The sequence below is a fragment of the Arthrobacter sp. D1-29 genome (assembly GCF_054130585.1).
Genome location: NZ_CP096383.1, coordinates 777,417 through 801,516 on the forward strand (window position 1 = coordinate 777,417; position 24,100 = coordinate 801,516).

The window sequence follows — 24,100 nt, forward strand, 5'->3', positions numbered from 1 at the left end:
GCGTCAGCGCCGGGAGTGCCTGCGCCGCACGAGGATGCCGTAAGCGGCGAAGAACCTCGGTACTACCAGGTACACGGCCACCGGGACCACTGCAAGAGTCAGGACCAGGGCGCGCAGCACGGGATGCCACCCCTCCATCAACGGCGCGGACGCCAGCATGCCCAAGGTCACCAGCGGGAAGATGGCCAGCCACGTGATGACGGCCCGGACGTGGACTGACGGAGCCCCAGGGGCAGCCGGCGGCCCTGAGGAAAGAGTGCTTGACTGGGCCGCGGTGGCGGCTGATACAGGGCTGAGTGTGTTCTCCAACATAATCCCCAACTGTTTAGTTGCAATTGATAGAACGACACTAGCTGTGCCCGCAGGAAAGTGCAACTGGTTAGTTGGAGAAGGGTTACACTTGGCCTATGGCTTGGAACACAGAGCGCACCAAAGCATTGCTGCTGGCGGCTGCCACCGATGAATTCAGCGCCAACGGCTTGGCTGGTGCCCGGGTGGACCGGATCGCAGCTGCCGCAGGCGTGAACAAGGAGCGGATCTATCAGTACTTCGGTAAGAAGGATGAACTCTTTGACGCTGTGCTGGCGGCCGAACTGGTACGCGTGATGACGGATGTGCCCATTGAAGGGCGCGGTGCCGAGGCCTTTGGGGACTACGCAGGCCGGCTCTTCGACCGCCACACCACAGACGGCGCCCTGCCGCGGCTGCTGTTCTGGGAAGGGCTGGAACGCGGGCGCAATACGGTGGACCGGGTGACGCGGGCAGACCATTGCGCCACCAAGGTGGATCAGGTCATGAAGGTCCTGCCCGGCGTCGACCGGACGGATGCCGCCGATCTGGTGATCACGGTGGTGACCCTCTGCGACGGCTGGACCGTCCTTCCCCAGCTCGATGCGCTCCTTGCCGGCGATGCGCCGGACCGGGCGAACCGCCGTCGGGCCTTCATCGTGCGGACCGCAACGCTCATGGCGGAAACCCTGCTGGAGGAGTCGCCGCTGGGCGCTTCGCAACTGGGGGCCGCGTCAGTCGCACAGGCTTAGGCGCCGGCAGGGCCCTGACGTGGGCCGTTCAGTGGGAGAATGTGGTGACAGTGCTAATACAGCCGCCGCCCGTGACAGTCCCGGGCGGCGAGCAAACCACTACGAACGGACACTCCCCATGCCCTCCGCATCCGGCCCTTCCACGCCAAGCCCAGACGCCCTGCCCCTTACAGGCCAGTCAGGCAGCGCCGCCAGGTTTGCCTCTATCGGCTCGCCCTACTTCGGCATCCTGCTGGCCTTCATGGCCGTGGTTCTCATCCTGTCGAATATCGGCGCTTCCAAAGGTGTTGCCATCGGGCCGGTCATCACAGACGGCGGCTTTTTCCTCTTTCCGCTGGCGTACATCCTTGGCGATGTGATCAGTGAGGTTTACGGGTTCCGGGTTGCACGCAAAGCTATTCTTTGCACGTTTGCGCTGTCCGTCTTCGCCTCGCTCAGCTACTGGGTGATCATTGCGTTGCCGGGTTTCGACGACGAGTTTGGAACGTCCAAGCAGGCGGCACTGGAAGGTGCGTTGGGACCGGTTCCACAGATCGTGCTGGCCTCGCTGCTGGCGTTCCTGGCAGGCCAGACCATCAACTCGTGGATCCTGGTCAGGATGAAGGCCCGATCGGGGGAGAAGTCCCTGTGGGCGCGGCTCATGGGGTCCTCGGGTGCCGGCGAATTTGTGGACACGCTGATCTTCTGCAGCATCGCCGCGTCTGTCATCGGCATCACCGACTTTGGCACGTTCGTGAACTACGTGGTGGTGGGCTTCGTGTACAAGACCCTGGTGGAGTTCCTCCTGGTGCCGGTGACGTCACTGGTGATCGGCTGGATCAAGAAGCGCGAGCCGAGCTACGGGGCTGTACAGGGCAGCAGCTCAGGAGATCGCGGGAACGTTGCGGGATCGATATAGCGGACCAGCGCCACGTCAACCTCATGACCGACGGCGGCGGCCGGGTATCCCTTTACGTTGCGGTCCCTTCCACGCCCGCCGAGGACGAACTCGAAGCCGCCGCGGCCCTGGTGGCGGGGGCGGATCTCGCCCTGATTCACCTGAGCGAGCTTGGCCTGCTCTTGCTGGAACGCGAAGAGGTCCGGCATACGCCGCTGTGGGTGGACCTTCACGACTCCGACGGGTCCTCCGCGGAGGGGCGTGACCCGGACCCTGCCGGCAAGGCAAATTCCCCTTATTCAGCCAGGCTCCGCGCGTGCAGCTCAAGGTCGAGGCTGTTTTTCTCGACGTAGTCCAGAGCGCTTCTTATTGCTCCGACTGCGACTATTGACTCGCCCAGGGGGGAAACCGCGATCCGGGGCGGCGTGGCCGTAAATTCGTCCAGCCGTTCCGCGATGGGTTCCAGAAGTACTCCGGCGGACTTTGCCACGCCGCCGCCAATGACGACAAGTTCGGGGTTGAAGATGGTGGCTACGGCTCCGATAACTCTGGCCATTCTGTCGGCGAGGCGGTCCAAAATCCTTTGCGCCAGGCGGTCCCCGTCTGCGGCGGCGGCGAATACATGTTCCGCATCGATTTCCTCATGGGGATGCTTTCGGAGGGATGTCTTGGCTTTGCCGGCAAGGGCTTCGGCGGCCCAGGTCCTGGCCATGAGGGCGATACCGAAGGTGTCGCCCACGCCTTCGATCTGCTTCAGGAAAGCCAGCTCTCCGGCGCCGCCATGACTGCCATGGAGGAGCCTCCCGCCGTCGATGACTCCCGAACCGAAGCGTTCGCTGGAGAGGATCACCACGACGTCGTCTACACCGGAAGCCGCGCCGTGCCAGCGTTCGCCCAAAGCTGCCAGGTTTGCATCGTTTTCCAGCAGCACCGTCCAGCCGTGGAGATTGTTGAAAGCAGACTTGATGTCCAGGTTGAACAGCTCCCAGAAATGTTGGGTGGCTAAAACTTCACCGTTTCGGTCAACGGGTGCTGCTATGCCGACGGTCATGGCGAGCACCATGTCGGCAGAAGCACCTGCATCTTGAAGGGCCGCCATGGCCGCCTGATCGATGATGGCAATGCGTTCCTCGGCCGTAATCTGGGCGCCGGGAATGCGATCCTCGGCGGTGATCTGCACGCCAGGAAATGGCTGGCTGGATCGTCCGACAGTTTCCCCTCGGAGATTTGACACCACCGCAGTGACCTTTGCGATTCCCACGTCCACGCCCAGAACGAAACCGGCACTTTCATTGAGTTCAAATCTGCGGGCCGGGCGGCCTTTCTGGTATTGGCCAAAGGCCCGCTGGTTCTCCAGCTCCCTGATCCAGCCCCGTTCAATGAGTTCCTCGCACACCGATATGGCAGTGGCGCGGGCGAGCCCTGTTGCCTCCATGATGTCGGTAACCGTCACGGCACCTGAAGCCCGCATGAAGTCAAGGACAGTGCTGGCGCTCACTCTACGCAGCAGCTGAGGCTCCGGTGCGGAGATCGCGGAAGACATGGTATTGACCTCTCTGACGGATACGGCCCATAATACTTGAAGGAGTAAATTTTAGCCTCGAATAAATGGCCTCGCTGACTATCCTTCACGCGTAGACCCTACTAACACCGTCACATCAGCACGGCACCCCTCACTCTGTATCCCAGTTACTCGATGCCCGGTGATGAGGTCACGAGGGTTCAAAACTGCCCAATGAGCGGCCGCCGACAATGGGCCTTTAGCGGCACCGCCGTTCCGTGCCTGGATTTTCCTGCCGCGCTTGCCGGCTCAGCTTGGCCTGCGGTTTCGGCCCATACCCGACCCTTGACCGTCGAAAAGCACAATAGAGGACACCCCATGCAACAGGTTATTCACGTCTCACCCGAGACCAGCTCGGAAAGAGATTTACGGCTCAATGCAGCAATCGATGTGGCTATGAGCATTGCCATCAAGGATCGCGCCGGGGGGATCCTGATTACCCGGAACGCTCCTGCTATCTTCACCGTTGCCATCACCCCTGAAGTCCCTTACGGGCTAGTAAGAGAAGCGGACGGTACAACTGCACGCGATCAACTCCAATCGTTCGGCCAGGAAGAGGCGGGCGGCGTAAAGAAGGAAGACAGCGCCTCCGAATCAGGGGACGGCCCTTGGGACAGGCTGTGGGAACCGGCTGCCCGCCACTACAGGGACATGGAACACCTTCCGCAAGCCACCAAGGAAGGCCGGTTGCATCCTGCCGCCGATGGATGAAGAGGCTGGCTTCAAGTGAGCCCAGGCGGGTATGGCCGCTCTTAATCGACGGCCCGGTAGCTTCATGGGCGCTTTTGTTGCCGCACCTTCACCTGAAAGTCACAAAGCCTTCGTGCCTTGACGTGTGATGTAACACACCCTCATAGTTCTTACGGGCTCTAAATTTAGTTCCAATATTAAATAATCGTCGGCGAAGCTGTCTCAAGACCGTCGCGTACTGAAAGGCCTGACATCGATGTCTAACTCTCTCTTCTCACGTTCTGTTGACCGGCGAGCTGTGCTGCGCGGCGGCCTGTTTGGCGCACTCGGCCTGGCGGCCGCTCCAGCGGTGGCCGCTTGCGGCGGCGGTTCTGGCTCCAGCGCCGGAGGCAGTGTTTCCTGGGCGGCCTGGGCCAACCCGGGGGAGGACGAACGCTATAAGCAGTTCGCCACTGAGCTCGGCAAGAAGATTGACGCCAAGGTCAGCTTCCAGGCCGTCGTCGGCGACTACCAGGCCAAGCTGCTCTCGCAGCTCGCAGGGGGCTCCGCCCCCGATGCTTTCTATGTCGGTGATGCCGATATGGCCAAGATGATTGACGCGAAGCAGATTACGGACCTCAGCGACTACCTCAAGGGTGGTACGTCTCCGGTCACGCTGGAGGACTTCCCGGAGGATCTCTACCAGTGGTGCAAACCGGCAGATGGCAGCGCAGGGATTTTCGGGATTCCGGTTGACTGCAATCCCTCAGTGCTCTGGTTCAACAAGGACGTTCTCTCTGCGGCAGGAGTTTCCAAGGACCCCGCCCAGCTTTTCGAGGCAGGCGCTTGGACGCCGGACGCGCTGGAGGATCTGCTGGGCAAGGTTCGAGCCTCCGGCAAGAAGGGCCTGATCCTGTCCAACTGGTGGTTCAACTGGTGCACCGCCACCACCATGTTCGGCGGTCAATTGACCGACGAATCCGGCAAGCTGGTTCTTGCCGAGGACCCCAAGGCCCAGGAAGGACTGGAATGGCTGCTTGAGCAGTTCAGGTCCGGCAACATCACCTATGCAGGTTCCCTGCCGAAGGGCCAAAGCGGAGACGCCCTTTTCCTGGCCGGGCAGCTTGCTCTGAACAATGTCGGCCGTTGGGCGCTCCCGACGCTAAAAGACGTCAAGTTCGGTTATGACATCACCCCTGTCCCCTCGCCTTCGGGCAAGGACATTCTTCCTGCGCCGGTCGCTACGGCGGCCATAGCGCTCAACGCCAAGGCCAAGAACCCGGAGAAGGCCCGCGAGCTGATTGGCAACTATGTCAGCCGTGACGGGCAGAAGTTCCGGCTCTCCGGAGGTGGTAACGCCGTGCCGTCCATCAAAGGCCTGGACGAGGTCGCCACCGAGGGCGGCGTTCCGGCTCACGGGCAGTGGTTCAACGAGGTCGTGGCCAAGGGCTACGCCATTCCGCGCGCGTTCGTCGGCAATCCCAAAACCGCTACCGAGCTGCCCCTTCTGGTCGACAAACTTTTTAAGGACTCCTCGACGACAGCGGCGTCGTTCAGCTCCGCCGTCACCCAGCTGGTGGAGTCGACCAGGTGAGCACGCTGACCGCAACCGCCACGCCGGCACGGGCCGCCGAGCCCCCTTCCCGGGGCCCATCCCGGCGCCGTCGCAAGGACACTATCGCCGCGCTGGTCTTCCTGTCGCCGCAACTCGTGGGGCTGGCCGCCTTCATGATCGGACCGCTGGTCTTCGCCCTGGTCTTGGCTTTCAGTAATTGGGATGGTTTCGGCGCGGCGACATTTGCCGGATTCGCTAACTTCACAGAGGTACTGTCCAACCCGCGGATCCAGCGCTCGGTCCTGAATACTGTGTGGTTCACGGTCCTGCAGGTGCCTGGCTTGATGATTTCAAGCTTCGTCTTTGCGCTGCTGATGCAGAAGGCGGGCAAGATGACGTCGGTCTACCGGCTTTGCTTCGTGGCACCAGTGGTGACCTCTTCGGTGGCGGTCGCTGCAATCTGGCTGTGGTTGTTCAATCCTGAAATCAGCCCGGTCAGCAGTGCTTTGGGCAGCATCGGTGTCCAAGCCCCGGACTGGCTGCAGGACCCCAACTTCGTGATCCCGGCCTTCACCATCGTGTCGATCTGGCAGGGCTTGGGCTACCAGCTGGTGATGTTCATGGCCGGACTGCAGAGCATCGGCTCTTCCTATTTGGAAGCTGCAGAACTGGACGGCTGTACCGGATGGCAGAAGCTGGTTCACGTCACCGTTCCGCTGCTGTCTCCCACGATCCTGTTTCTCTCGATCACCTCGATCATTGGCTCCTTCCAGATCTTCGACTACATCTACGTCTTCATGGACAGCAATGCTCCTGAAGCAGCCCGCACGATCGTTTACGAAATCGTCCAAATCGCCTTCCGCGAATTCAATTTCGGCCAGGCCTCGGCCCTGGCGTTCCTGCTCCTGCTGTCCCTGCTCGGTGTGACCGCGCTGCAGCTGGCAGCTCAGAAGAGATGGGTCCACTACGCAGAATGAGTACTTCCACCGCTACCCGAAACAACCACCGCAGCCTGAGCCAGCCAGGGAAGGCCAGGCGGATCCACCCCCAGCGTCTTGCCGGCCGAACCATCCTGCACGCCGCGCTGGCTGTCTGTGCAGTCCTGATGGCGCTGCCATTCCTCTGGATGCTGCTGTCATCGTTCAAACCGCTGACCGAGATCTTCGCGCACCCCCCGGCCTTGTTCCCGCTCGAATGGACCACAGAGGGTTACGAAAAAGCCTTCACAGGCGCGGACTTCGTCCGCGGATTCTGGAACAGCACCTACATTGCGGTAACCGTCACCGCCATCTCGCTGCTCACCTCATCCATGGCCGCCTACGCCTTCGCCAGGATTGAATTCCGTGGAAGCAAGCCCCTGTTCATGGTGTTCCTGGCAACCATGATGGTTCCTGCCCAGCTGACCATCATCCCGCTTTACATCATCATGGGAGGGCTGGGCTGGGTAGACACCCACGCGGCACTTATCGTCCCGGCCGCGCTCTTCAACGCTTTTGGCGTGTTTCTCATGCGCCAGTACGTCAAAGGCATCCCGAAGGAGCTGGAGGAGGCCGCGGAGCTGGACGGTGCCAGCCGCTTCCGGATCTTCACAACCATGATCCTGCCGCTGCTGCGCACACCCCTCACCGCGCTCGGCATCTTCACCTTCCTCGGACAGTGGAACAACTTCTTCGGACCGCTGATCTTCCTCAACAGCGACGCCAACTTCACACTCCCGCTGCTCGTGAACCAGTTCAAGGGCCAGTACGGCGCCGACTGGACTGCCCTCATGGCCGCCACCACCCTGGCTGCAGCACCACTGCTGATCCTGTTCGGAGTCGCCCAGCGCCAGATCGTCGACGGCATCGCCCTCTCCGGATCAAAATCCTAAACTTGATCGGCCACTACTCAGAAGGTCCAACGATGACTTGTTCTCTCGGCGTAGATATAGGCGGCACGAAGATTGCCAGCGCAGTCCTTGACCGTGACGGAACTGTCTTGGATGTCCACACGACTCCAACCGCCCGGGGTGGTGACGTGATCCTTGGGCAGGTCGCGGCAATCGTCAATGGCGTCGCGGCGAAGCATGACCTGTCAGGAATTGGAATCGCCGTCCCTGGGGATGTCAATCCTTCCACCGGCATCATCAGATCCGCCCCGAACATTGGATGGAGCGATCTGGATATTGCCGAGCACGTCCGGTCATTCCCGCCGGCAGGAGCTGCGGTCCGGGTGGACAACGACGCGAATGCCGCCGCGTGGGCCGAATACCGCTTTGGAGGACATCCCCGCACGGATTCGTTCGCGATGATCACCGTCGGTACCGGGCTGGGCGGTGGATTCATTATCAATGGGCGCCTCCTGTGCGGGGCAACCGGCGCAGCGGGCGAAGTGGGCCACTTGGCCCTTGTTCCCGGCGGCGACAGCTGCCCCTGCGGATCCCGCGGCTGTTGGGAACGCTACGCCAGCGGCAGCGCTCTCCATCGGGCAGCGGTGGCCGCCGGTTGGGACGAAGGCTCGGCGGGCCACGACGTCCTAGCGGCCGCTGAAATTCATCCCCCTGCCCGCCGGGTCGTTGAAGGTGTGGCCCGCGACCTCACACGGGGCATCCTTCTTCTCGCCTCCGCCTTGGACCCTTCCTTGGTGATCCTCGGCGGAGGACTTGGCAGTGACCCCCGCTTCCTGGCGATCGCACAAGAAGCAATGGCCGGCGCTGAAGTTACCCCGCCTCGATCCCGTCCCCAACTCAGGACCGCCGTTCTGGGCCCGATCGCCGGGGCGATCGGGGCTGCCGATCTTTCACTGGCACCCCCCGATCAAAACGCGGAACCATCACAGACAAATCCGTCAGTTCAATTCAGATTCCACCATGAAGGAGCAGCGTGAGCACCATCGTCGAAACGACAAGAAGCACAGACAACGAACGCATGAAGGACCACAACTGGTGGCGCCAGGCAGCCGTCTACCAGATCTACCCACGCAGCTTCGCCGACTCGAACGGCGACGGCCTGGGCGACATCCGGGGCGTCACTACCAAGGTCCCTTACCTAAAGTCTTTGGGAATCGACGCCGTATGGCTAAGCCCCTTCTACCCCTCTGCGCTGGCTGACGGCGGCTACGACGTGGACGACTACCGCAACGTGGACCCCAAATTGGGCACCTTGGAAGACTTCGACGAGATGGCCGCCGCCCTCCACGATGCCGGCATCAAGCTGATCGTGGACATCGTCCCCAACCACTCCTCGAACCGGCACGAATGGTTCAAGGAAGCACTGGCCGCCCCAAAGGGTTCCCCGGCCCGCGACCGGTACATCTTTCGTGACGGCCACGGTGAAAATGGCGAACTGCCGCCGTCGGACTGGGTTTCAGTGTTCGGCGGCCCCACCTGGGAGCGGATTACCGAGCCGGACGGCACACCGGGACAGTGGTACTTCCACATTTTCGCGAAGGAACAGCCGGACTTCAACTGGGATAACCAAGAAGTCCGCGCGGACTTCCTGAAGACTTTGCGTTTTTGGTCCGACCGTGGCGTGGACGGCTTCCGTATCGACGTCGCCCATGCGCTGACAAAGAACCTCGAGGGCGCGTTGCCCACCAGGGCGGACCTTGAGGTGAAGGGAACGCGTGCAGACGCCTTCAACGATGGCTCCCACCCCTACTGGGACCGCAACGAAGTCCACGACATTTACGCCGAATGGCGCAAGCTCTTTAACGAGTACAACCCTCCGCGCACCGCTGTCGCCGAGGCCTGGGTGCATACTGACCGCCGTGCCCGCTACGCCAGCCCGGAGGGGCTCGGCCAAGCCTTCAACTTCGACCTCCTGCAGGCCGACTTTAACGCGGCCAGATTCCGGACAATCATCACGAAGAACCTCGCCGAGGCTGCAGCGTCAGGTGCCTCATCCACCTGGGTGTTCTCCAACCACGACGTCGTCCGGCACGCCACGCGCTACGGACTCAACGCCACCGCCGCTGCCGCTGAGAGCGGGGTTATGGCCGGCCAGGCTGGAAAACAGTGGCTGCTCGATGGCGGCAGGCAGGAAGACGTCAATGTTGAACTTGGCCTCCGTCGTGCCCGCGCCGCCTCCCTGTTGATGTTCGCCCTGCCCGGATCGGCATACCTGTACCAAGGCGAAGAATTGGGCCTGCAGGAAGTGGGCAGCGAGATACCGGATTCCGAGCGTCAGGACCCGGCCTTTTTCCGCAACAAGGGCGTGGAAATCGGCCGGGACGGCTGCCGTGTTCCGCTGCCATGGACCGCAGAGGGCCCCTCCTTCGGCTTCGGCGACGGTGGCGCCCACCTGCCGCAGCCGGAATGGCTCGCCGCCTACGCCGCCGACAGCCAGGCCGGGATTGATGGATCCACCCTGGAGCTTTACCGTGCCGCACTGAGGCTCCGCCGCGAGCTGCAGGCCGCCGAAGACCTGGAATGGGTCGAGACCGTCAACCCGGAGGTCCTGCACTTCAAACGCCCGGGCGGCTGGCAGTCGATCACCAACTTCGGCGAAACGCCTGCCGACCTTCCGCCAGGAACAGTTCTTGTCAGCAGCGCGCCGCTGGAACAGGGCAAACTGCCGGCCAACACCACAGCATGGCTGCGGTGAAGCAAGCACAGCCCGCCCACAGGTCCCGCACATTTACCCAAGCGCCCCAGAGCGGCGACTTGGCCCCAAGCAGAGTCGCTTAGCGGAAGGTTCCACCTTGTCATTTCGCAGTCCTCAATCCCCTGTTCCCCACGTCAACCCACACTCAAGCGCGCGTAAGTCGCTCGCTCGCGCGGCCTCCGTCCTGCTCGGAACAGCAGTGGTCACGGCGTCCACCATGCTGCCAGCCAGCGGCGGTACCTTCATTGCCAACCAGCCTGTCCCTGATCCGGCCGCCCAGCATTCGATCCGCGGCGGCATCAGCGACCAGAATTTCTACTTCGTCATGCCGGACCGTTTCAACAACGGAAGCAAAGCCAACGACGAGGGCGGGCTGGGTCCGGACCCGATGGCGTCCGGATATGATCCAACCCGCAAAGGGTTCTTCAATGGTGGCGACCTGAAGGGCCTGCAGGACCGTCTGGACTACATCCAAGGCTTGGGAACCAACGCCCTGTGGCTCACACCGAGCTTCAAGAACAAGGCAGTCCAGGGCGGCGGGCAGCTGGAGAACAGCTCCGCCGGCTACCACGGTTACTGGGTCACCGACTTCACGCAGATCGACCCGCACATGGGCACCAATGCGGAGCTGAAGGCGCTCATCCAGGCGGCCCATGCCCGCGGGATGAAGGTCTACTTTGACATCATCACCAACCACACCGCGGATGTCATCCAGTATCAGGAAACGTCGTCCGCTCCCTACATTTCAAAGGAGACCGAGCCCTACCGTACTGCCACCGGTGAGGCTTTTGACGACAAGGACTACGCCGGCACGCGGGACTTCCCAGCCCTGGATCCGGCAACATCATTCCCTTACTCCCCGGTGATCCCCGCGGCCGAGCAGGACGTCAAAGTTCCCAGCTGGCTCAACGATTCCACGCTCTACCACAACCGCGGCAACACCAACTTCTCCGGCGAGGACTCGCTCTACGGCGACTTCTTCGGACTGGATGATCTGTTCACGGAAAACCCGAGAGTCGTCAACGGGATGAAGGACATCTACAAGACATGGATCCGGGATTTCGGGATTGACGGCTTCCGCATAGACACCATGAAACACGTCAACGACGAGTTCTGGCAGCAGTTCGGGCCAGAGGTGCTCAGCTACGCCAAAGAGCAGGGCAAGGACGAGTTCTTCATGTTCGGGGAAGTGTTCGACAGCTCCAAAAACGTCCTGTCCAAATTCACCACCAAGAACCGCATCCAGGCAGTTCTTGATTTCGGTTTCCAGGGAGCAGCCCGCGGCTTCGCCTCCCAAGGCGCCAAGGCCACCGGCTTGGCTGACTTCTTCAACGGCGATGACTGGTACACGGACGCCGATTCCAACGTCTACCAGTTGCCCACCTTTCTGGGCAACCACGACATGGGCCGGATCGGCACGTTCATCGCCCAGGACAACGCCGGAGCCCCGGCCGCGGAACTCGTTGAACGTGATGAGCTTGCCCACGAACTGATGTACTTCTCACGCGGAAACCCGGTGGTCTACTACGGCGATGAGCAAGGCTTCACTGGCCCCGGCGGAGACCAGGATTCACGGCAGTCGATGTTCGCCAGCCGGGTCCAGGAGTACCTTGACGACGACCTGCTGGGAACGGGTTCCACGCACGGGACGGACAACTTCGACACCCAACACCCTCTATATCGGAAGATCAGCGAGCTCGCTGCACTCACCGCCAAGCACCCCACACTCCGTGACGGGGCCCAGCAGAACCGCTACGCCGCCGACGGAGCCGGGATATATGCTTTCTCCCGGATCGCTGCCAAGGACCAGCGCGAGTACATCGTGGCCCTGAACAACAGCGAGACCGCCCAAACCGCGGCAATCCCCACCTACGAGGCCAAGCAGCCCTTCGAGCTCGTCTACGGCGACGCTGCCGCTGTGGCCAAAACCGATGGGCAGGCAAACCTCACCGTAACGGTCCCGCCGCTGTCCGCCGTGGTGTATGAAGCGAAAGGGCAGCTCGCGAAGTCCAAGGCGGCGCCCGCCGTCGCACTCAAAAAGCCCGTCATGGCAGCTGGTGACGCGGGTCGCCTTAAGGTGACTGCCGACGTCGACGGTAACTCGTTCTACGAGGTCACCTTCCAGGCGCGGACCCCCGGAGGTGAGTGGCAGGCCATTGGCACTGACGACAACGCTCCGTACCAGGTGTTCCATGACGTGTCTGCGATCGACGCCGGCACTTCGGTAGAGTACCGGGCGGTAGTGCTGGACAACCGCGGGCAAACATCTACTGCTGAGCCGCGCAGTGGTGTTGTGGGCGAGCCCGCCCAGCCGACCACCGTCAGCGTGGCAGGAAACTTCAACACCGAACTTGGCTGTACCGAGGACTGGCAGCCGTCCTGCGAGAAGGCTTTCATGACGTTTGAACCGGTCCACCGGTTGTGGCAGCTGAACGTCCAGAACCTGCCGTCGGGCACGTACGAATTCAAGGCAGCGCTCAATGGGACGCTGGATGAGAACTATGGTGCCGGCGGTGAGCCGGACGGCCCGAACGTCCTGTTCGACCATGCAGGCGGCCCGGTCACGTTCCTGTACGACCACGCCACTAACGTGATAAGCGCTGTCACGGCGGTCCAGCAGCCAGGTGCCGTGTCAGTGGCGGGCAGCCTGAACTCCGAGCTCGGCTGCCCGGGCGACTGGATGCCCGATTGCAGCCAGGCCCAGCTAACGCTGGACCCCTCGGACGGCATCTGGAAACTGCCCATACCGGACCTGCCCGCTGGCAGCTACGAATTCAAGGCCGCCATTGATGGTTCATGGAGCGAGAACTACGGCTTGGGCGGCGCCGCCAACGGCAGCAACATCGCGCTGAACCACGACGGCGGGCCGGTCTCCTTCCAGTATGATCACGCCAGCCACCTCATGACGGTGCGCTAACTACAAAAGTGGACCCGCATTCGTGGTCGTTCCGCGCATGGAACGGCCACGAATGCTTTAGCGCAGTACGTTTCCCCGGTGATCCTGCATGCTCAGGAGTAGTACTGACCCAGGGTCTCGGCCTTGAACTCGAAGAAGCTGCCGGATTCGATGGCCAGCCGGGCGTCGTCCACCATCTTCACCACAAAGCGCTCGTTGTGGATGGAAATCAGCGTTGCCGACAGCATTTCCTTGGCCTTGTACAGGTGGTGGATGTAGGCCCGCGAATAATTGGCGCAGGCGTAACAGTCGCAGCCTTCCTGCAGTGGGCCAAAGTCGCGCTTGTACTTCGCTCCGGACAAGTTGTAGCGGCCCGTTGGCGTGTAAAAAGCGGAATTTCGGGCCACACGGGTGGGGGAAACGCAGTCGAAGGTGTCGGCCCCGTTCTCGATGGCGGTGAAGATATCGTCGGGCTCGGAGATGCCCAGGAGGTGCCGCGGCCGGTCCTCCGGGAGTTCCTCGTTGCACCAGCGCACGATGGTGCCCAGGTTCTCCTTTTCCAGGGCGCCGCCGATGCCGTAGCCGTCGAAATCCATGGCGCCCAGGTCGCGGCAGGCCTTCCGGCGCAGGTCCTCGTACTGCGCGCCCTGGATGACGCCGAACAGCGCCTGATAGGGCTTTCCCGCCCGGGACGACGTCAGCCGTACGTGCTCCTCGATGCAACGAAGCGCCCATCGCCGGGTCCGTTCCAGCGACTCCTCCTGGTAGCCGCGCGAGTTTTGCAGCGTGGTCAGCTCATCAAAGGCAAACATGATGTCCGCGCCGATTTGGTGCTGGACCTGCATGGAAATCTCGGGGGAGAAGCGGTGGCGGTCCCCGTTCAGGTGCGACTTGAACCAGACCCCGTCATCATCAACGTGGGCCAGGCGTTCCTTGCCTGGCGCGACGGCGTCATCCGGACCCGAATTATCAACGGACTTCATATCGATGACCTTCTTGAAACCCGAGCCCAGGCTCATCACCTGGAAACCGCCTGAATCCGTGAACGTCGGGCCCGGCCAGTTCATGAAGGCGCCCAGCCCGCCGGCCTCGTCCAGGATCTCCGGGCCGGGCTGAAGGTAGAGATGGTAGGCATTGGCCAGGAGCGCCTGCGCCCCGAGCTCTGCCATGGACTCCGGCAAGACGGATTTCACCGTGGCTTTGGTTCCGACGGCGATGAAGGCCGGCGTCCGGATCTCACCGTGCGGGGTGCTGATGATGCCGGTCCGGCCGAGGAACTCGCCCCCGTTGGCAGAGACCTGGGCAGCTGACGGCTCGCAGGTCTCCCTGAGCCGCGTGCCCACCCGGTATGAGAACCCCGGCCGGGTTACAGACGAGGCAGCGGCGGGGGAGGAAGCGGAAGGACCGGCAGAAGCGGGGGCGGAGTTGGCTGGCACGGTTCAAGTGTGCCAGCTATCGGTCCGATCCCTCAGTGCAGCGGAGCGGATGTGGGGTAGTTCTCAGCCAGCCAGCCTTCCCACAGCGCACGGATGGACTCCAGCCTGGACGCGCCCAGATCATACGTGGAGATGATCACCATGGAGCCGCCCTCAGGCCTGACATCGTCATTAACAGGCTGGTCGGCAACGACCAGCAGACCGTCACCGTGCTCGGCATAGTCATGGACGGTCAGGCCCACCTGGTGGTTGCTGCGGTACCAGACCTTGCCCGCAATCTCCTCACCGGTGCGGAGGGTCTTCTCATAGTTCTCCCCGGGCTTGGGCACATCCGAGAGGCCAAGTTTTTCAATGGCCGAACCGGGTCCGCCGGGAACCTGGAAGAACAGCGTGTGCCGCCTGCCGTGCGGATGGCGTTCCAGGGCGAATCTCAGCTGCTGCAGGAAGGTGAGCCACCCTTGGGTAATGTCCTCGTCCCAGGCCGCCCATTCGGAATTGTGGTCCAAAGCCGCACGCGTCACACTGACCTGGGTCCCGCCGGGTACGGGTTTGAGGTCAAAGACGTCGCCGCCATGGGTTGTCAGGCTCGTGTGGTCCGGTGCTTCCACCACATCGCTTGAGAAGTAGATTTCCTTAATTTCGGCGTCCAGGTCGTCCGCTTCCCAGCCGTGCCACTGGGCTACCTTGGACGGTTCGCGCAGCATGGTCCACACCTGCGGCGCGTCGGCATTAATCACCACGCTCAGATTGTTCGTCATTCCCCGAATGTACAACTCAGCGAGAACGCCCGGTAGGGGTAAGTTCTTCGCCGCAGCAACTTGCCAGTAAGACTGCAGAAATCAGGCGCGGACAGCCTCAAGCTCGTTGCTGATCCGGCGCTGGAGTTCGCCCAGGCCGATGGTCTCGGAGCCGCCGTGCGCCCGCAAAAAGAGCAGGGATTCCAGCCGCAGCAGCCGCCACTCACGCTCGGCCTCGTGGTTGGAGTTGTCGATGGAGCGGAAGATTTCTTTGTCATAGAGGTTCGGCTCGTTCAGGGAACGCTGGCGGACCTTGGCATTCATCCGGGCTTTGAACGGGTCAGTCTCCTGCGTCTCGGGCACGCGCAGCAGCTTTTCGTAGACTTCAGCCCGGGCCTCCTGCCCGTCCTGCCGGCAGATGTAGCTCGACAGCGCCAACGACGCTTCCACTGACGCCCACCTGCCCGGGTTTCCGTCGAACGGCAGGACGTTGAGCAGATCCGCCACAGCCAGCGACCCGTCAGGATCCTTCAGCGTAATGAACAGCTCGTGGGCCAGGTCGCTGAGGTCCTTCAGGCAGCTTCCGGATTTGAAGTTAATCCCCTTGGCAAGTTTGTCGGCCAGCAGCAGGACGCCAACGGCGTCAGGGTGGGCGTCGGCCACGGCGGCAACCACCGCCTCCGGTGTCCCCTGCGGGACGGGGATCAGTTCGAGCTCTTCCGCCGTGGGGCCGCTCAGCGCCGGCGGAATGGCGGGCGGGGGAGGAACGACGACGGCGGGAGCCGGCATTGCAGGTGCCTCACCCGGGGCGTGATCGCCCGCGCCCTGATCACCGAGATTCTGGTCACCCACGTTCCGGTCAACCGGGTTCTGGTCACCCACGTTCGGTTCGCCAGTGCCCTTCGGACCAAGGTCCTGTCCGCGCAGGTGTGCTCCCAGCGGAAGCCGCGAAACGGCGTCGGGCGCTGTGTCCAGAACCCTCACGGAGGAGCCGGCTGCCATGCGCAATGTCCCGCCGCGGGTCAGGCTGGCCAGGACCAGCGCCGGGACCCCATAATCGTCCCGTTCAACGTCCACCTGGTGGATCTCGGCGGTGCGTTCACCGTCTGGAAGGAGGAGCTGATCGCCGGCCTTCAGGGCTCCAGCCTGCTGTTCGCTGTAGTGCCGGGCGGCTGGGGTTTCGGTCATGGGAGTCCTTAAGTTCTCTTGCGGTCCGCCCTACAGTCTACAAAGGCGGGCGCCGGAAGTCGGGGACCCCGGGTCAACCGAGGGCGTCAGAAGCCCACACCGGCAAAGGCCAGTGCTTGCCGGATCAGGGAACCGCGTCCGCCACTGAATTCGAGCTGGACGTCCGGGCTGAGGACTTCCTCAGGCGTCATCCACGTCAGTTCCAGGGCATCCTGGCGGGGCTCGCATTCGCCGGTCACCGGAATGACATACGCCAGCGACACGGCGTGTTGGCGATCATCGGTGAACCCGGTCTGCGACGGCGCCGGAAAGTACTCGGCCACGGTAAACGGCACCGGGCTGATGGGCAGCTGTGGGAAGGCCAGGGGGCCCAGGTCCTTTTCCATGTGGCGCAGGAGCGCGGCACGGATGGTCTCGCGATAGATGACCCGGCCCGACACCAGCGAACGGATCATGGTCCCGTCTTCATCGGCCTGCAGGAGTGTGCCCACCTCGTTCACGAACCCCAGCGGATCCAGCCTGACCGGCACCGCTTCCACGTAAACCATGGGAAGCCTCCCACGCGCCTCAAAGAGGTCTTCTTCGGAAAGCCAGCCGGGATTGGGGTCAGGTGTGCGAACGTTCATGGGTTAAGTTCTACCCCATCGGAGGGCTCCGGGCCTGTTGAGGGGTGAGATACCGGCCCTTAGCGTCGCCCAAAGCACCGGGATCTCACCCCTCGGCGTCAGAAGGGTCAACGCTTCGAAATCCACAGCGTGGCCGGCACATGGGCGGCAGGTGACCCGCCAGCATCGGGGTTGGGGAGGTGAAGCGTGCGGCCGAACGCCTCCTCGGTGATCCGCACCTCATGCCCAGCTGCCGTGAGGCGGTCCGCCAAGGTGTCCAGGTCGCCGTCGTATTCGAAGCCCAGGCCGGCCCGGGACGGTCCGGAAGCGGGACGCACCATCAGCACACCGCCGTTCTTGGCGGTGAAGTCGGCGGTTTCGTCGGCATCGGGGGAGGGCCGGAAGCTCCCGCCGATGTCCCGAAGCATCTGCGCGGCGGCGGCAGCGTCCTCGGTGAACAGGACGGCGACGACGGCGAGGGCCGGGTCAGCGCCGCGGGAAGTGGCCCAGGTGCCGTCCTCCCCCCGGGCGGCGGGGTCGGCCAGGAAGCTGAAGCCGTCCCGCGCTGTCACCCGGCAGGACTCGCCGTGGTCAGCCTGGACGATTTCGGCGGAGCTGGTGCCCGTGTCCTCGGCGGCCAGGTTGGTCCGCCGGGCGAACTCGGCAAGGTCGCCCACCTCCACCCCGAAAACGGTGGTTCCGTCGTCGGCCGTGCCTGCCTCGGCCTGGTGCAGGGCCAGGCGCCCCACGCCGGCGTCGAACTCGCGCCACATGCCATGATCCGCCGTTTTCGCCAGGCCCAGGGCAGTGAGCAGTTGCTCCCACTGGTCCAGCCGGGACGTGAAATGGACAGGGCGGACACGCAGCATGGTTTCTCCTCGACTCCGGGGACGGCGCAGGTAGGGCCATCATGCCACGACTTCCAGCAGCGGGCACGGGGCAGAATAGGCCCATGGCCATTGAACTTGAGGAACTGCTGGTGCCTGACGCCGCCGCTTGGCGGTCCTGGCTGGAAGCCAACCATAAAGACAGTCCCGGGGTGTGGCTGGTGCTGCACAAGAAGGGCGGCGACGTCACCGAACTGGACTACGACGCCGCACTGGATGAAGCCCTCTGTTTTGGCTGGATCGACGGACAGGTCAAGAAGCGCGACGCCGGGAGCTACGTCCAGCGGATGACGCGCCGCGGCCCCAAAAGCCGCTGGTCGCTACGGAACGTCGGGCACGTGGCCCGGCTCGAGGCCGCAGGGAAGATGACCGACGCCGGACGGGTCGCCGTCGAAAGCGCGAAAGCCGACGGGCGCTGGGACGCGGCCTATCCGGGACAGGCTGCGGCGGAAGTCCCGGCCGACCTGGCTGCCGCGATCGCTGCGGTCCCGGAGGCGCAGGCGATGTTCGACGTCCTCACGTCCGTGAACCGTTATGCCCTGATCTACCGGACCACCTCGGTGAAGAACCAGGCGCTCCGGGAGCGGAAGATTGCCGCTTTTGTGGAAATGTTGGCCCGTGGCGAGTCGCCCTTCCCGCAGCAAAAGAAGCCTGCCCACTTTGGCGACCCGTGACAACCGGCCTGGCGGCCGGAAGCGTCAGCCGTCCAGGGGAAAGGCCACCGCTTCGCCCACCACGCGGAGGCACAATTCCATCCCGGGCCGCGCGATGGACGCGTTCCAGTGCCGGATGGTGATGATCTCCCCGCCGCCCGGGTAACGGTGGTCCGCCTTAGCGAGTTCCGGCGGCACCGCAAGCTTGAGCCGAACGGTGGTTTCCGGGCCAAAGTAGTCCGTGTCCACCACCACTCCGCGGATGGGGCCGTCCTCCGCGATGCGGATCTGCTCGGGGCGCAGCATCAGCTGCACGCGGCCCTGTGCGGGCGGCCGGCGGACCGGGATGCCGCCCAGGGAGCAGGTGGCCAGGGACCCTTCCATCCAGGCATCCAGGATGACGGCGTCGCCCAGGAACTCGGCGGTAACTCGGTCTGCAGGGCGGGTGTACACCACAAACGGGTTGCCGATCTGGGCCAGTCTGCCGCCGCGCATGACAGCCACCTGGTCGGCGAAGGACAGCGCCTCGGACTGGTCGTGGGTCACCAGGATGGTGGTGACACCTGCCTTGTTCAGGACCGTGGCCACGGCGCGGCGGGTGGCTACGCGGAGGCCGGCGTCCAGGGCTGAGAATGGTTCATCCAGCAGCATCAGTTCCGGTTCCCGGGCCAGCGCCCGGGCCAGGGCGACCCGCTGCTGCTGGCCGCCTGAAAGCTGGTGCGGACGCCGCTTGGCCATTGCAGGGTCAAGGGACACCATCTCCAGCAGCTCAGTGATCCGGCCGGGAACACCGCGGCGGCCACCCGGAAGCTTGGCTGGGTCCAGGCCGAAGGCAACATTCTGGCCAACCGAGAGGTGCGGGAACAACGCGCCGTCCTGCGCGACATACCCGACCTGGCGTTTGTGCGCAGGCAGCCAGACGCCGTCGCCCGCCACCTTGATGCCGTTGAGGGAGATGCTGCCGGTGGCTGGGTGCTCAAAGCCCGCAATCAGCCGGAGCAGAGTTGTCTTGCCGGAACCGGACGGACCCACGATAGCCGTTGTGCCGCCCTTCGCCACGGACAGGTTGACGCCCTTCAGCACCGCCTGGGACCCGAAGTTCTTGGTGGCGTCCGTAATCTGCAGGTGGCTGTTGGTGCTGGCTTCCACCGAAGCGGCGATCCGTGGTTCCGGAAGCCTGGAGGGGGCACCACGCGAAGTGTAGGAATGGGTCACTGTCCGGCCACTTTCTTGGACTGCTGGAAGAGGAGGTAGGTCATGGGCGCAGAGAGCAGGATCATCAGCAGCGCATAGGGGGCGGCGCCGGAGTAGTCAATCTCGCTGCTCTTGCTCCAGAACTCGGTGGCCAGCGTGCGGGTGCCGTTGGGGGACAGCAGCAGCGTGGCCGTGAGCTCATTGGCGATGGCCAGGAAAACCAGGGCGGCACCACCGGCGGCTGCGGGGGCCGTGAGCCGCAGGGTCACACGGATGAAGGCCAGCAGCGGCGGCTTGCCCAGCGCCTGGGCAGCCTCGTCAAGTTCCTTGGGTGCCTGGGCCAGGCCGGCGCGAAGGTTCACCAGGGCCCGCGGCAGGAACAGCAGGACGTACGCCGCCACCAGCACCCCGGCAGTCTGGTACAGGCCAGGGACCAGCCGGATGCTGACCGTGACAAATGCCAGGCCAACCACAATGCCGGGCAGGGAGCTGGTGACGTAGTTGGAGAGCTCAAGGGACTTGCTGAACCAGCTGGGGTATCGGACGGCAAGGTAGGCCATGGGGAACGCGACGATGGTGGTCACGAGAGCTCCTGCCAGGCCGTATCCGAGGGTCTGCAGGAGGGCCGGGATGAATTCGTCCGCAACCCAGACGGCCGGGCCGCCGGCCAGGGTCCAGCGGAGGACAAGGAACAGCGGGAGCCCGAAGGCCAGCGCGGTCAGCGCAGCCAGCGAGAGCTGGGCCGGAACCTGGTAGGCGTGCAGGGGAAGGCGGATCGCCTTGGCCTGAGCGCCGGAGCCGATCCGGGCGTAGCGGGCAGAGCCTCGGCCCCGGGCTTCCAGCACCAGCAGGATCAGGCAGAAAAAGACGAGCACACTGGCCAGCATGTTGCCGGCGGTGCCGTTGAAGGTGGACTGGAACTGGACCATGATGGCGGTGGTGAACGTGTCAAAGCGGATCATGGCAAAAGCGCCGTATTCGGCCAGCAGGTGAAGGCCCACCAGCAGGGCGCCGCCGGTCATGGCAAGCCGGAGCTGGGGGAGCACCACACGGAAGAAGACCCGCCACGCGCCAAGCCCCAGGGAAGCGGCAGACTGTTCGATGGCCGGATCCAGCCGGCTGAGGGTGGCCGCCGCGGGAATGTAGACGAGCGGAAAATAGGACAGGGTGGCTATCAGTACGCCCGAGCCAAGCCCTTCCAGGGACGGCACGGCCGAGACCCAGGCGTAGCTGTTCACAAAAGCGGGAATGGCCAGGGGGGCCGCAAGGAGCACGGCCCAGATCCTGTGGCCCCGCAGCCTGGTCCGCTCCACCAGCCACGCCCCGCCCACACCCAGGATCAGGCACAGCGGAACGGTGACCACCGTGAGCAGCACGGTGTTGAGCAGCAGTTCGCCGACGCGTGGCCGGAAGATCAGTTCGACGGCGGTGTCCCACCCGGTTGCGACGGTCATGTAGACCACGTAGCCGAGCGGAACCAGGGAAAACAGTGCGATCAGCACTGCCAGGATGGACACCACGGAAACGCCGAAAGGCGGGCGAGGGCTGTTGCCCCGGCCCGCCGTCGTCGTGCTCTCCCTGGTGGGGGGAGCCGATAGATCAGTGGTCACGAATTACAGGAGTCCTGCCTTGGTCATCAGCTCGGTGACCTTTGCGGAGTTCAGCTTGGCCGCATCCACGGTGGGGGCCTGCAGTTCCACCAACGGAACCAGCTTGTCGTTGGCCGGAACGCCAGACGCGACGGAGTACTCGAACGAGGTGCCGTTCTTCAGCACTTCCTGGCCCTTCTTTCCCGTGACGAACTTCAGGAACGCCTGGGCATCCTCTGCCTTCTTGGAAGTCTTCAGGACCCCGCCTCCGGATACCGAGACAAACGCTCCCGGGTCCTGGTTCTTGAAGTAGTACGGCGTGACGTTCTTGGAGTTCTCGCCGGTCTTGGCCTGGTCGCCGTAGTAGTAGTAGTGGTAGATCAGCGCGGCATCAACTTCGCCGGCGTTGACTGCCTTCATGGCAGTGCCGTTGCCCTTGTAGGCCTTGAAGTTTTCCTTCATGCCCTTGAGCCATTCCTCGGTGGCAGCCTCGCCCTTGAGCTCAAGCAGTGCCGAGATGATGGCCTGGAAGTCGGCTCCGGTGGGGGAAGCAGCCCACTTGCCCTTCCACTCCGGGTTGGCCAGGTCCAGCATGGACTTGGGGAGCTTGTCCTCGGTCAGCTTGGCCTTGTCGTAGACCAGGACCGTGGAGCGGGCTGCAATGCCCGTCCATTTTCCGGTGGAGGGGCGATATTCCGCCGGAACTTGGTCGATGGTTGCCTTGTCCACGTCAGCGAACAGCCCGGCGTTCTCCACCTGCGTCATCGCGGGGGAGTTCTCCGTGAGGAAAACGTCGGCCGGCGATGCCGCGCCTTCCTGGATGATCTGGTTGGACAGCTCGCTGTCCGAACCCTGGCGCATGGTCACCTTGATGCCGGTCTCGGCCGTGAAGGCTTCGATCCATTCCTTGGTGAGGCTTTCGTGCTGGGCGTTGTACACGGTGATCCCGCCGGCTTCACTGTCCGACGAGGAGGTGCCGGTGGCTGCCGGAGTGGCACTGCCGCCGCAGGCGGTCAGTCCGAGGGCTGCAGTTGCGGCGAGGGCAATGCCGGCCAGCGCGTTGGTGCGGATCTTCATGGGGGCTACTTTCTGGGGGAAAAGTCAGGTGGACCGTGGTCCTGGTGAGCTGGGATCAGGGGAGGCTCACTCGACAAAACTGTAGGTTAGCCAATCCTAAGCAACCAGCCCTGAAGGCGGTTAAGTGATGAGGATCACATCAATTACGGTAGTGTGGCGTGACTTAATTAGTTTTCCCGCGCTGCTGCACCACTGCCGCCGCCTCCAGCGCCATCCACGCCTGCAGCTGGGTGGACAGCTCGACGGCGGCTCCCGCGGGATAGGTGGCAGTCGCCGGCTCCTGCGGGAGGGATGAAAAGAGCAGCTTCCCGCCGTGCCTGGACAGGGGTTCGGCCGGTGAAACCTCCCGCCTGCCTGACCAGAACGCGTCCGCGGTGCCTATGACGAGTCCTGCCGCAGTGCCCCGGACGCTGTCCGGAAGCCTGGCATCCGCTGCGGCGAGAGCGAGGTAGCGGCAGAGAATCCCGGTGAACAGGCCGCCGTCGCCCGTTCCGTGGCAGTGAAGGATTTGGTTCGCGGCCTTGACCGTCAGGTTGCGCGCGATCGCCTCCACCAGGGTGCCGGCCCGCGCCAGGTTGGCCTCGCCGCCGAGCTCCAGGAGAGCCCCGAGGACAGGGCCCTGGTTGTAGGTGTAGATGGCGTTTTCCAGGAGGAATTCGCCCGTCCCGGTCAGGCGCAGGCCGTCCAGGTAGAGGCCCTGTGAGGGATCAAAGAGCCTGGCACCCAGCCAGTCCAGCAGGGCCCGGGCTTTGGCCGGCTCGCCGGTGCGGGCGTAAAAAAGGGCTACGGGGGCCGTGGCCGGGGTGTTCTTGAAATCCCGCTTCTTGCTCCAAAAGGTGCCGCCGCCCAAGTGGTCCGTGGACGCTGAATCGAACTGCCGGGCCAGGATGGTGCGGAGCCGGGCGTTGCGGCGTCGCCCGGGTTTGCGGGTTTCTTCTGCCAGCCTTTCCAGCCGGAGAGTGGCCAGGGCCAGCCAGGCCATGTCGTCGTAGTAGCTGTTGACGAAAGTGAGGAAATTCCGGAGCCTGATCCCCGTGACCAGGTGTGAGGCGAGGCGTCCGGCGCTGGGGCGGCCGGGGCCCGCGAATCGTGCGGCCGGCGTGGCCCCCCTGCTGAGTTCCCGGTTTCCCGCGTCGACCAGGCAGTCCACGTAATGCGCCTGCCACCAGTAGTGCCACGGGCGGAAGAGGCTCTTCAGTCCGCCGGAGGGCTGTACGACGGCGCCCAGATGCGTGCCCGGCAGGAACAGGAGCCGCTGGCCGAAGAGCGATGTGACAGCACGGGCCGCCTCATCGGCACGGCCAGGCCAATCAACGGGCGGCGTGACGGCAGGGGAATCGTCCGCGTGGGATTCGTCTGTGCGGGATTCGTCGGTGCTGGATTCGTCTGCGTGCGATTCGTCTGTGGGGGGCGGTTCGGCCGGCGGGCTCATGCTTTCCACCCTAGTAGCACCGCCTCGCGGCTCGACGGCGGACTGGGCGGGAGCCGGCATTTCAGTTAACATTCACTAACTAGCGTTCAGCGCCGGAGGTTCCCGGCAGCAGCGCTCACAT

The 24,100-nt window shown here is 63.7% G+C and carries 22 protein-coding genes; 11 read left to right on the forward strand and 11 right to left on the reverse strand.

Annotated features, from left to right (window positions below):
• Positions 1-3: 3 nt before the first annotated feature.
• Entirely contained in the window at positions 4-312 is a 309-nt protein-coding gene (locus M1E17_RS03735; protein WP_457965544.1) for a hypothetical protein, read from the reverse strand.
• Positions 313-407: 95 nt separating this feature from the next.
• Between M1E17_RS03735 and M1E17_RS03740 the strand changes: the two genes are divergently transcribed.
• The 3 genes from M1E17_RS03740 (at position 408) to M1E17_RS03750 (ending at position 2,270) form a co-directional block, all read left to right on the forward strand.
• Positions 408-1,040: a TetR/AcrR family transcriptional regulator gene (locus M1E17_RS03740; protein WP_457965546.1), complete on the forward strand. Its 633-nt coding sequence runs from the start codon at positions 408-410 to the stop codon at positions 1,038-1,040.
• Positions 1,041-1,158: 118 nt separating this feature from the next.
• Complete coding sequence (locus tag M1E17_RS03745; RefSeq protein WP_457965548.1) at positions 1,159-1,938, forward strand: queuosine precursor transporter; 780 nt, start codon at positions 1,159-1,161, stop codon at positions 1,936-1,938.
• A gap of 23 nt (positions 1,939-1,961) precedes the next feature.
• The gene (locus tag M1E17_RS03750; protein WP_457965550.1) at positions 1,962-2,270 is read left to right on the forward strand and encodes a hypothetical protein; all 309 of its coding nucleotides are present in this window, start codon (positions 1,962-1,964) and stop codon (positions 2,268-2,270) included.
• Here the strand turns inward: M1E17_RS03750 and M1E17_RS03755 are convergent.
• Positions 2,213-3,460: an ROK family transcriptional regulator gene (locus M1E17_RS03755; RefSeq protein WP_457965551.1), complete on the reverse strand. Its 1,248-nt coding sequence runs from the start codon at positions 3,458-3,460 to the stop codon at positions 2,213-2,215. The two genes, M1E17_RS03750 and M1E17_RS03755, sit on opposite strands and share 58 nt — an antisense overlap.
• A gap of 336 nt (positions 3,461-3,796) precedes the next feature.
• Here M1E17_RS03755 and M1E17_RS03760 point away from each other — a divergent pair, with 336 nt between their 5' ends.
• From M1E17_RS03760 to M1E17_RS03790, 7 genes are all read left to right on the forward strand, one after another.
• The gene (locus M1E17_RS03760) at positions 3,797-4,189 is read left to right on the forward strand and encodes a hypothetical protein (RefSeq protein WP_457965552.1); all 393 of its coding nucleotides are present in this window, start codon (positions 3,797-3,799) and stop codon (positions 4,187-4,189) included.
• A 235-nt stretch (positions 4,190-4,424) separates the two neighbouring features.
• Positions 4,425-5,741 (forward strand): extracellular solute-binding protein, encoded by a 1,317-nt coding sequence (locus M1E17_RS03765; protein ID WP_457965554.1) that lies wholly within the window; start codon positions 4,425-4,427, stop codon positions 5,739-5,741.
• Positions 5,738-6,679 carry a carbohydrate ABC transporter permease gene (locus M1E17_RS03770; RefSeq protein ID WP_457965555.1) on the forward strand — a complete coding sequence of 314 codons (942 nt, stop codon included), beginning with the start codon at positions 5,738-5,740 and terminating at the stop codon, positions 6,677-6,679. The genes M1E17_RS03765 and M1E17_RS03770 overlap by 4 nt, the downstream gene beginning before the upstream one ends.
• Positions 6,676-7,572, forward strand: coding sequence for a carbohydrate ABC transporter permease (locus M1E17_RS03775; protein WP_457965556.1), 897 nt, complete (start codon positions 6,676-6,678; stop codon positions 7,570-7,572). Before M1E17_RS03770 ends, M1E17_RS03775 begins: the two co-directional genes overlap by 4 nt.
• Before the next feature lie 32 nt (positions 7,573-7,604).
• Positions 7,605-8,567 carry an ROK family protein gene (locus tag M1E17_RS03780; RefSeq protein ID WP_457965557.1) on the forward strand — a complete coding sequence of 321 codons (963 nt, stop codon included), beginning with the start codon at positions 7,605-7,607 and terminating at the stop codon, positions 8,565-8,567.
• Positions 8,568-8,608: 41 nt separating this feature from the next.
• Positions 8,609-10,285, forward strand: coding sequence for a glycoside hydrolase family 13 protein (locus tag M1E17_RS03785; RefSeq protein ID WP_457967556.1), 1,677 nt, complete (start codon positions 8,609-8,611; stop codon positions 10,283-10,285).
• A gap of 97 nt (positions 10,286-10,382) precedes the next feature.
• On the forward strand, positions 10,383-13,202 hold the full coding sequence (locus M1E17_RS03790) for an alpha-amylase family glycosyl hydrolase (protein ID WP_457965559.1): 2,820 nt from the start codon (positions 10,383-10,385) through the stop codon (positions 13,200-13,202).
• Between the two features lie 92 nt (positions 13,203-13,294).
• Here the strand turns inward: M1E17_RS03790 and tgt are convergent, their stop codons facing one another.
• The 5 genes from tgt to M1E17_RS03815 form a co-directional block, all read right to left on the reverse strand.
• Positions 13,295-14,617, reverse strand: coding sequence for a tRNA guanosine(34) transglycosylase Tgt (tgt, locus tag M1E17_RS03795; RefSeq protein WP_457965560.1), 1,323 nt, complete (start codon positions 14,615-14,617; stop codon positions 13,295-13,297).
• Positions 14,618-14,649: 32 nt separating this feature from the next.
• The gene (locus tag M1E17_RS03800) at positions 14,650-15,375 is read right to left on the reverse strand and encodes an SRPBCC family protein (RefSeq protein WP_457965562.1); all 726 of its coding nucleotides are present in this window, start codon (positions 15,373-15,375) and stop codon (positions 14,650-14,652) included.
• Positions 15,376-15,456: 81 nt separating this feature from the next.
• Entirely contained in the window at positions 15,457-16,542 is a 1,086-nt protein-coding gene (locus tag M1E17_RS03805) for a DUF6707 family protein (RefSeq protein ID WP_457965563.1), read from the reverse strand.
• Between the two features lie 86 nt (positions 16,543-16,628).
• Positions 16,629-17,168, reverse strand: a complete 540-nt coding sequence (locus tag M1E17_RS03810; RefSeq protein ID WP_267277715.1) for an NUDIX hydrolase family protein — start codon at positions 17,166-17,168, stop codon at positions 16,629-16,631.
• 107 nt (positions 17,169-17,275) lie between these two features.
• Positions 17,276-18,016, reverse strand: coding sequence for a VOC family protein (locus M1E17_RS03815; protein WP_457965564.1), 741 nt, complete (start codon positions 18,014-18,016; stop codon positions 17,276-17,278).
• An 83-nt stretch (positions 18,017-18,099) separates the two neighbouring features.
• Between M1E17_RS03815 and M1E17_RS03820 the strand changes: the two genes are divergently transcribed.
• Entirely contained in the window at positions 18,100-18,708 is a 609-nt protein-coding gene (locus M1E17_RS03820) for a YdeI/OmpD-associated family protein (protein ID WP_457965565.1), read from the forward strand.
• Positions 18,709-18,732: 24 nt separating this feature from the next.
• On the opposite strand, the gene M1E17_RS03825 is transcribed toward M1E17_RS03820, so the two are convergent.
• From M1E17_RS03825 to M1E17_RS03840, 4 genes are all read right to left on the reverse strand, one after another.
• Positions 18,733-19,902 carry an ABC transporter ATP-binding protein gene (locus tag M1E17_RS03825; RefSeq protein WP_457965566.1) on the reverse strand — a complete coding sequence of 390 codons (1,170 nt, stop codon included), beginning with the start codon at positions 19,900-19,902 and terminating at the stop codon, positions 18,733-18,735.
• Positions 19,899-21,491 (reverse strand): ABC transporter permease, encoded by a 1,593-nt coding sequence (locus tag M1E17_RS03830; protein ID WP_457965567.1) that lies wholly within the window; start codon positions 21,489-21,491, stop codon positions 19,899-19,901. The genes M1E17_RS03825 and M1E17_RS03830 overlap by 4 nt, the downstream gene beginning before the upstream one ends.
• A gap of 3 nt (positions 21,492-21,494) precedes the next feature.
• A complete protein-coding gene (locus tag M1E17_RS03835) occupies positions 21,495-22,547 on the reverse strand; it encodes an iron ABC transporter substrate-binding protein (protein ID WP_457965569.1) in 1,053 nt (350 codons plus the stop codon).
• A 163-nt stretch (positions 22,548-22,710) separates the two neighbouring features.
• Entirely contained in the window at positions 22,711-23,979 is a 1,269-nt protein-coding gene (locus M1E17_RS03840; protein ID WP_457965571.1) for a glycoside hydrolase family 76 protein, read from the reverse strand.
• Positions 23,980-24,100: the final 121 nt, after the last annotated feature.